Raw genomic sequence first — 7,896 nt, 5'->3', positions numbered from 1 at the left:
GGCGGGGGGGGGGTGGGGGGGGGGGGGGGGGGGGGGGGGGGGGGGGGGGGGGCCGCCGGGGGGCCCCCCCCCCCCGGGGGTGGTGTGTCAGGTCTCGATGACCTGTCCGAAGGCGTGGAGGACGTCCGCGAGGAGGGCGGAGGCGTCGTTCTCCGCGTGGGCTTCGCCGTCGTTGAGGGAGTTGTTCAGCAGCGCGGCGACGAGCGTGACGGTGGCGTCGCGCTGGCCGAGGTGGCTGCGGCCGGTGGCGACGGTGAAGTCGTGCAGCGCGTCGGCGGCGGCTCCGGCTTCGGGACCGGAGGCGGGTGAGCCGGGCAGGCCCCAGCCGAAGGAGTCCATGCCGGCGGTGGTGAACTGCGTCCAGGCGTCGGCCAGCAGAAGGTCCGGGCGGTCGCCGTCGGGGTGGCCGTCGGTCACGGCGAGGTGGAGGAGCTTCCGCGTCACGTCGGAGACGGTCGTGTCGGGGTCGATGCGCATCAGGAGTGCGAAGGCGTGCCGTACGTCGTCGGAGTGGTCGCTGCTGATCTGTGTCCGGGCCAGTGCGAGGGTCTGCGGGTCGGGCACGTGGGGTGTTCCTTTCTGCTGTGCGGTGGCGGGGTGGGGATGGTCGTGTCCGGGGGCCGTCACAGGGACAACAGCTCCTGCAGCAGGTCGAGTGCGGACTGATCGCGTTCGGCCAGGGCGGCTTCGCGCATGCGCAGGGTGCGCAGGATGGGGACCTGCAGGGAGATGCCGTCCGGCTGCCCGGTCTCGTCCAGGGTCAGCCGGTAGTCCGACAGGGCGATGCGGACGGCGTCGTAGCGTTCCACCAGGCGGCTGGAGCGGTGCGGGGCGTCGGCGGACGGGCAGACGGCGCGGCAGGTGCATCCCGGGTCGTTGCAGGGGCGCATCGCGGGGTGCGAGGTGAGTGCGGTGTGGTCGCGGTAGCGGCGTGAGCGGCCGTTGAGGACGGGGCAGGCGTGCTGTGCGTAGTGCCGGCACTCGGGGTGAAGGCCGGGCTCGGGTGAGGAGCCGCGGGCGATGTCGGCTGGGCGGGCGATAAGCCACAGGCGGCGGCCCAAGGGCTGGCCGCAGATCTGGCAGAGGTGGCCGAGGAAGGCTTCCCGCATCCGGCGGGGGTCGGCGCTGCCGAAGAGGGCATGCCCGTTGTGGGTGTAGGAGATGTAGGGCACGACGAGTCCGGCAGAGCGGGGGCGTCGGGAGCAGCGTTCGGGAACGGGCACGCGGGCGTGCTGGGTCATGGGGTTCTGGTCCTTTCCGGAGGCAGGGCCGGGCCCCTGCCGGGGCCCGGCCCGTTGTGGTCGGGTCCGGTTCGGGTGCCGCGCCCCCGGTCTGGGGGCGCGGCTGTGTCAGGTGCGGCCTGGGGCGCTCAGGTCGCGTTCGTGGGGGGGGTGACGCCGTGTTCCGACAGGTGGACGAGGGCGGCGGTGAGTTCGTCGCCCTTGAGGCAGCCGGTGTGCCTGCGGTTGCGGCGCAGATGGGAGTTGAACATCGGCTTCTCAGTGCCGCACAGGCGGCAGACGACCTACCTGTGGGTGTCGCTGCCCGGGTACGGGGCCAGCGGCCACCAGCCCCTGCTGGCGCAGGTGGTCGTACGCCTCGGCGGCACGTGTCCGGTTGGACGGGGTGTCCCGCAGGACCTCGGTGTCGAGGGCGGGCGGAGGGAAGGTCTCGTCCACCCGGCGGTAGGACAGGGTCGTGTGGCGGAGCATCACCGTTCACCCGCCTCGTGCTCGTCTACGACGTGCTGGCCGTTGCGGGTCTGCACCACGATGCGGTAGCCGCTGGCCATGAGCTCGGCCGCCCGCTTGGTGAGGTGGTGCGGGTCGGTGCCGACGATGCTGAACAGCGGGTGCTCGCCCTCGAACAGCAGCAGGGCGTAGTGCTCGCTGTGCAGGTCGTCGGCGGACAGGTTGGACCGCCACGTCCGGTCGCATCCGCTGCAGGTCCAGGTGTGGCCGCCGGTGCCGTCGGGCGCCGAGTCGGAGCCGGGAGCGGAGCAGCTCGGGCAACGGCCGCGGCTCATGCGCTCGGCCACGGTGTCGGGCATCCGCACGGCTGCCCCGAGGAGGGGGCGGCCGGGGCGCCAGGCGTCGGGGACGGAGGCGCCGGCGGACAGTGCCTGGTCGAGCTGCTTGAGCGTGCCGGTGACGCGGTCGGCAAGGCGTGGCAGTTCGCTGGGCACGACGTCGCTGCCCAGCGAGGCGATGTCGTAGGAGGCGACCTCGGCGCGGAGGCGGGTGAGGAGGGCTCCGGTGTCGGGGGTCTGGGTCACGGTCACGGTGTGTCGTCCTTCTCGTCGTTGTCTTCCCCGCAGCGGCAGTGCTGGGGGTGGCAGGGCTCGGTGTGCTGGCCGAGCCAATCGAGGAAGCTGCTGAGCCGGTCCGCCTCGTGGGTCCACCGCTCTGCGTCGGCGGGGAGGGCGGTGGCGTTGGTACGGGCTTCCTCGATGTCCGCGCGGATTTCGTGGGCCAGCCACGTGCGGCAGGCGATGCGGCCGGTGGAGGCGTAGGAGTACAGCGCGGAGGCTTGTCCGCCGTGCCAGTCGGCGGCGAGGCCGAGGTAGGCGTCGGCGGTGTCGTCGTGCGTCGTCACGGTCGGTCCTCCCGAAGGGGCGCCGTGGCGGGCGGGGTGTCTTCCCCCGAGGGGTGGGGGTGGGGGTGGCGCTGTCCTGCCCGCCACGGCGCGGTGCGGTGTGGTCAGTCGGTGGCGTGGTCCGGGTGGGCGCCGTGGATCTTGTGGGGGCGGCCGTGGATGTCGAGGGCGAAGACGTCGCGGGTGATGCCCTTGGTGTTGGTGCGGCGGACGATGACCTGCTCGGGGTGTCCGAGGGGTCCGTGCGGCCAGTTGAAGCGGGCGTACTGGCGCTGGCGGTGCTCGCGGGCGGCGCGGGCCAGTGCGAGGGCCATGGAGGAGCCGTGGGCGAGCGGCCGCACGTGGGCGGGGTCGCTGAGGCGGGCCGCGGTGACGTGCCAGGAGCCGGCGGGCAGCGGGGTGCAGTCGGTCAGGAACCGGGTGAGCGGGTGGTCGGTGGAGTCGATGAGGTCAACGGTCGTCTGGATGCTGCCGGTGATGTGGGCGGGGCGGATGCGGGTGACTGTGGCGACGGTGGCCTGGTGGGTGTCGTCGAGGTCGATGGGGACGTAGACGGGGCTGCCGACCATGGGCGGCAGTTGAGTGCTGTAAGGCATGGGCACCTGTCCTTTCCTTGTGCCTTAATCCTATCAATTGATCGCCTTTTTTGCAATATTAAAAGGGGGTATTTAGTGAGCGTTGCAGCAGGCCGGAGGTGCTATCGTCGTCCCGGCTCCCGATCCCGGGTGCCGGGTGGTGCAGGGCATGCCGGCGCCTCCTCGGGGACCGGCGCGCCCGTCCGGATACGGCCTGTTCCCAAAACGGGAACGGCGCTACAGTCCGCGGGATGACGGATGAGGAGCGTCCTCGGAGGCGCCAGCGGCCCGCGCTGCGACTGGGGCCCGTGAACGTCCATGCTCTGGTCGAGGAGCTGAGGGCCCTTCACCGCCGGGCGGAGGACCCGATGCTGGAGCGCTTCCCGGCGCCGGAGGAGCTGACCTCGGTGCTGGAGCACTGCCGGAAGGTAGAGAAGCACCTGAGCGTTCCGGCAGGGGCGACGGAGCGGGATGTGCTCGGCCGTATCGCGGTCATCCGAGCGACGCTTTGGCAGCACCTCATCGAGCGGGCGGAGGACGGGCTGCTGGCGGCGACCGAGTTCGGTCAGCGCAGCGGCGGCACCCGCTGGGAGGACTTCACCGTGCCGATGTGCGTGACGAGCCGGAATGGTGCGCAGCAGAAGGCGCGGAGGATCAGGGCCGGGCAGGTTCGGGATCCGCATGAGCTGCGCAGCCCGCGTACGGCTCGGGAGCACCAGGAGCGGGACGAGGCAGAACAGCGGGACGAGGAACGCAGGATCGCGGCGGACGCGGCACGGTTCGACGCGGCCCGGAGTGTGTGCCGGCGCCTGGTGGAGCAGCGCGGAGCCTTGGAGCTGGAGCCGGAGTCCATGGCGGCGTACTGGATGGGCGAGCTCGCAGGGACGCTGGATCAGCGCACCTCGGCGCGGGAGAGGGCGAACCTGGTGAGGTTTCTGGGCTCGTTCGTGCGGGCGCTGGAGGAGCAAGGAGGAGGACGGGCGGCGGCGACCGGCGCGGCGCGGGAGGCCGTGCGGATGGCGTACGCGTTCGCGGAGCGGCACGGCTGAGGAAACCTGGCGACGGAGAAGGGGGCCTCCCGTGCCGGGCGGCCCCCCTCGGAATGGTTCCGGTCAATGCATGAGCAGCTTGGTCTCCAGTTCCACGAGCCGGGTGACGAGGGCTTTCAGGAAGCCGACGTGCACAGAGTTGCCGGCCGAGTCGAAGAGTTCCGCGAGGGCGTCGTAGACCAGTTGGTCGGCTTCGGAGCGGAGGGATGCCGTGAGTGCCGGGTCGCTGGCCTGGAAGGCGTCGCGGTGCTTGACGGCGGATTCCTTGATCAGGTTGCTGGCGTCGGTGTCCCACTCGTTGAGTGCGTCGGCTGAGGGGTCGAGCCGGAGGGGGCCCTGGGTGGTGTAGTTCCGCATCATGTGGTCGGGGTTCCGCATGGTCGTGTGTCCCTTCTGGGGTGAGCCCTTCCCTTGTGCCACCCATTCTACTTTTTGACGCACGTTTATGCAATATCTACATGGTCTATTTTTGGTGGTGGCCGGGACACGTGTGTGCCCCGGCCACCACCGAGAGGGCGGCCGGGGCACGGTGCGGGTCAGCCCTCCGAGTCCGGGGCGGTCTACATGGTGCTGACGACTCGGCAGCCGAGGCAGGTCACCTGACGCGGGTCGTTCGTGCTCCGCGTCAGCTCCACCCCACAGGCGGCCCGGACGCCGGGATCGTCGTGCAGGTGGACACCGGAGCGGATCTCCGCCGAGACCTCCTCGCAGGAGCAGGGCGCCGGACCCCAGTGGGCCAGGGCGCGTGCCAGCCGCAGCGCGGACCGGCGCCACAGCGGCGGCCGCCGGTGCTCGTGGCCGAAGCGCTGCCTGTACTCCAGCAGCAGCTCTGTCTCCCCCGGAGCGAGCGGAGGAGCGAGGTCGGGGCTCTGGCGGCTCCGGGAACTCGGGATCCAGCGGTCCGGGCCGTTCGGATGTCGGGGTCTCGCTGAGAAAGGTCTCCAGCACATCCTGCAGGAAGTCGTCAGCGGTGCCGTCCACCCTCGGGTCGGCGCCGATGGCGCACTGCTCGCGGCCCAGGTGAAGCAGGTCGGACAGCAGATCCTCCAGGCGGGTCTCCTCCGGAGGACCGTACTGCGCGACGTAGGAGTCCCAGTACGGCCGCACGCGGGCGGCGCGGCCGGAGGGAGTGCAGTAGGGGTCGGAGAGCGGTGCGGCCTGATCGGTCATCAGATCACCGCCGCGGACTCGATCATGTGGCGTGCCACGGCCCGGAACCACTCGCTGGTGGTCACCGGCCGGTCGCCTTCCTCGGGTGCGGGCGGGGCGGACAGGCGCCCACCGATAACGCCGCCGACCGCGTCGGCGGAGTCGATGTCGCCCGCCGCGTAGCACTCGACGGCATGGCTGATCGCCTCCGCCAGGTCCGGGGAGAGGTCGGCCAGTGTCCGGCCCGAGGTGAACATGTTGTGCTCGGGGTCGCTGGCGCTGCTTCGAATGCTGTTCAAGAAATGCCTCCGGACGAGGGGGCGCCGGACGGCGCCCCCTCGCGGGTTCAGGGGTGGACGAGTGTCAGGCGGCCAGGGCGATCTTCCGCGCGAGCTCGACGGCTCCGGCCTTGAGGGATTCGGAGGTGAGCAGGGTGCGGCGGACGTAGGTGTCGCGGGTCTGGTATCCGCGGACGTGGTCCAGGTACTCGCCGGCGGCCTGCACCAGGCCCTCGGCGGTGCCCTGGATGCCCTGGCAGGTGGGCCCGGCGATGATCAGCCGCAGGTTGTCGCGGGCGCGCAGGGCGTTGCGGTGGGCGATCTTCCCGTGCACCTGGGCGGGGTCGATCGGGATGAAGCGCTGGACGAACTCCTCCTCCTGCTCGTGGGTGATCTGGAGGCCGGACAGCTGCTCGTGGAGCTGCCGCACCTCTTGGGTCTGCTCGCGGGCGCCGAGCACCGCTTCGCGGGCGGCTTCCATCTGGTCGCGCCAGTTCCGGGTATGGCGGATGGAGAATCCGACGCCCTGAGTCTTGGCGTTCATCTCCGACAGGTGCCAGGTGTTCTGGCAGTTGTGGGAGCGGCCGAAGGCGCTGACGTAGTCGGACGAGGCGGTCGTGATCGGCCAGAACCGGCCTTCCTCGACCTGGTCGACGTCGGAGACGCGGCACCACATCCAGCCGTCCTCGATGTAGGGATGGACGAAGCGGCCGGTGAAGCGGTGCTTGATGCCGAGATGTTCGGTGTTATGCCAGAAGCGAAGAGTGTAGGACGCCTGGCAGTGCACCTCCCTGCCCTGCAGGCTCGCTGTGCGCTCCACGCTGGAGTTCTGGAGGGAGGAGGGGATGCCGAGCCGCATGAGGATGCGGCGGGCGCTCAGCAGCAGGTCGAGGCTGGTGTTCGCGATGATCGCGCCCTCGGTGGTGTCGGTGTTGCCGTCGGCGTCGTTGAGGCCCTTGATCAGCTCACGCTGGCACGGAAGCGGCAGGTACTCCACCCACTGCGGAGGGACCTTCTTGCCCCGGCCCTTCACGCGCTCGTCGGTGGAGTGGTGAACCCATCCGTCGAGGAGGTTCGCCAGCGTCTCGTCGTAGAGCGTCGCCTGTACGCAGCCCTGACGCTTGGTGGGAGATCCGGTCCACCCGGCGCTCCGGTAGAGGCTGATGACGCGCTCCAGCGTGGCGGTGTCGCCGTCGGCCACGGCCACGGTGACGCCGGCCGGCTCGCCCGATCGGTGATTGAGGTGGATGTTTCCGTCACCCAGCCAGTAGCCGATGAGCCACCACCACTCCGGGGCATCGAGCCGGGGGTCGCGCTGGACGGCCCAGAGCTTGCGGAATCCGGGGCCGCTGCCGGAGTAGGAGACGGTCTCGATGGGAGGAGCCTGCACCTCCGTGGTGTCGATGGGCATGCCGAGTTCGTGGGCTCCGGGAACGAGGTCCTTCGCTTCCACCCAGCCCGGTTCGACGTTGCGGCCGACGATCGGCCGCTTGCTACCGAGGGCGGACGTACGGCGGCGGCGCTGTCGTGCCCAGTAGCGGTGCTCGGTGGTGACCTTCTCGGGGAACGGGAGCCCTTGGACGGAGACCGACAGCCCGGGGCCCACCCGCGGCTCGGTCGCTGACGGATGCTGCTCGACCGGCCCGCGCCAGTGCTGGTCCTGGATGGGCGTGCCTTCGGCGTGGCAGACGACGCGCACGGCGGTGGGGATGGCCTGGAAGGCGGAGCTGCCGTCGTGCGCGTTGAGCAGGGCGAGATACGGATAGGTCTCGCTGATGTCGCCCTTGGTCATCCAGGGGTCCCCGAGCCGGAACAGGGCCCACACTTTCGCGCCCCCGGCCAGAACACCGCCGGTCTCACCGAGGATGCCGTCCTGGCCGAGGATGGCCTCCGCGACCTCGCCCATCGCTGCGTGGGAGATTCCCTCCCAGGAGGCGTTGTGCACGGCCAGGGTCTCGGCCGTGTCATCGCGGTAGATCCGCTTGTAGCCGGGGATCGCCTTGTAGCGGGCGGAGCCGTCGTCGTTCACGCCGTGGAGCGCGAAGACGGGCTCGGACTCGATGTCCCACTCGAAGCCGCCGAGGCGCCGGATCTCCGCCCAGCTCTCCGGCATGTGGTCGATGACCTGCCCTTCACCATGCCACGGAGTTTCCCGGTAGCTAAACATGCTTGAGATGTTCGCTGGCATGCAGATGCCCTCTCGCATAGCGAAGCCGCCCCTCGCATGGGGGCGGCTCCTGTCCTTTCCTT

12 protein-coding genes are annotated in these 7,896 nt (G+C 70.7%); 1 reads left to right on the top strand and 11 read right to left on the bottom strand.

Annotated elements, in window-relative coordinates:
- Positions 1 to 87: 87 nt before the first annotated feature.
- The 7 genes from ACL06G_RS15675 to ACL06G_RS15645 form a co-directional block, all read right to left on the bottom strand.
- Positions 88 to 564, bottom strand: a complete 477-nt coding sequence (locus ACL06G_RS15675; RefSeq protein WP_412836179.1) for a hypothetical protein — start codon at positions 562 to 564, stop codon at positions 88 to 90.
- Between the two features lie 59 nt (positions 565 to 623).
- Complete coding sequence (locus ACL06G_RS15670; RefSeq protein ID WP_412836178.1) at positions 624 to 1,241, bottom strand: cell envelope biogenesis protein OmpA; 618 nt, start codon at positions 1,239 to 1,241, stop codon at positions 624 to 626.
- Between the two features lie 128 nt (positions 1,242 to 1,369).
- Positions 1,370 to 1,492, bottom strand: coding sequence for a hypothetical protein (locus ACL06G_RS15665; RefSeq protein ID WP_412836177.1), 123 nt, complete (start codon positions 1,490 to 1,492; stop codon positions 1,370 to 1,372).
- Between the two features lie 7 nt (positions 1,493 to 1,499).
- On the bottom strand, positions 1,500 to 1,712 hold the full coding sequence (locus ACL06G_RS15660; protein ID WP_412836176.1) for a hypothetical protein: 213 nt from the start codon (positions 1,710 to 1,712) through the stop codon (positions 1,500 to 1,502).
- Positions 1,712 to 2,281 (bottom strand): hypothetical protein, encoded by a 570-nt coding sequence (locus ACL06G_RS15655; RefSeq protein ID WP_412836175.1) that lies wholly within the window; start codon positions 2,279 to 2,281, stop codon positions 1,712 to 1,714. Before ACL06G_RS15655 ends, ACL06G_RS15660 begins: the two co-directional genes overlap by 1 nt.
- A complete protein-coding gene (locus ACL06G_RS15650; RefSeq protein ID WP_412836174.1) occupies positions 2,278 to 2,595 on the bottom strand; it encodes a hypothetical protein in 318 nt (105 codons plus the stop codon). Before ACL06G_RS15650 ends, ACL06G_RS15655 begins: the two co-directional genes overlap by 4 nt.
- A gap of 104 nt (positions 2,596 to 2,699) precedes the next feature.
- On the bottom strand, positions 2,700 to 3,191 hold the full coding sequence (locus ACL06G_RS15645; RefSeq protein ID WP_412836173.1) for a hypothetical protein: 492 nt from the start codon (positions 3,189 to 3,191) through the stop codon (positions 2,700 to 2,702).
- Between the two features lie 230 nt (positions 3,192 to 3,421).
- Between ACL06G_RS15645 and ACL06G_RS15640 the strand changes: the two genes are divergently transcribed.
- Entirely contained in the window at positions 3,422 to 4,219 is a 798-nt protein-coding gene (locus ACL06G_RS15640; RefSeq protein WP_412836172.1) for a hypothetical protein, read from the top strand.
- 63 nt (positions 4,220 to 4,282) lie between these two features.
- On the opposite strand, the gene ACL06G_RS15635 is transcribed toward ACL06G_RS15640, so the two are convergent.
- The 4 genes from ACL06G_RS15635 to ACL06G_RS15620 all read right to left on the bottom strand — a co-directional run bounded on the left by ACL06G_RS15635 (position 4,283) and on the right by ACL06G_RS15620 (position 7,813).
- Entirely contained in the window at positions 4,283 to 4,597 is a 315-nt protein-coding gene (locus ACL06G_RS15635; RefSeq protein ID WP_412836171.1) for a hypothetical protein, read from the bottom strand.
- Positions 4,598 to 4,779: 182 nt separating this feature from the next.
- The gene (locus tag ACL06G_RS15630) at positions 4,780 to 5,169 is read right to left on the bottom strand and encodes a hypothetical protein (RefSeq protein ID WP_412836170.1); all 390 of its coding nucleotides are present in this window, start codon (positions 5,167 to 5,169) and stop codon (positions 4,780 to 4,782) included.
- 219 nt (positions 5,170 to 5,388) lie between these two features.
- The gene (locus ACL06G_RS15625) at positions 5,389 to 5,667 is read right to left on the bottom strand and encodes a hypothetical protein (protein ID WP_412836169.1); all 279 of its coding nucleotides are present in this window, start codon (positions 5,665 to 5,667) and stop codon (positions 5,389 to 5,391) included.
- Between the two features lie 64 nt (positions 5,668 to 5,731).
- Positions 5,732 to 7,813, bottom strand: coding sequence for a DUF932 domain-containing protein (locus ACL06G_RS15620; protein ID WP_412836168.1), 2,082 nt, complete (start codon positions 7,811 to 7,813; stop codon positions 5,732 to 5,734).
- Positions 7,814 to 7,896 lie beyond the last annotated feature (83 nt).

The sequence above is a fragment of the Streptomyces callyspongiae genome (genome assembly GCF_047200695.1).
GTDB lineage: Bacteria > Actinomycetota > Actinomycetes > Streptomycetales > Streptomycetaceae > Streptomyces.
Note: the sequence above shows the minus strand (reverse complement) of the source record. Positions and strands in the feature narration are given on the sequence as shown.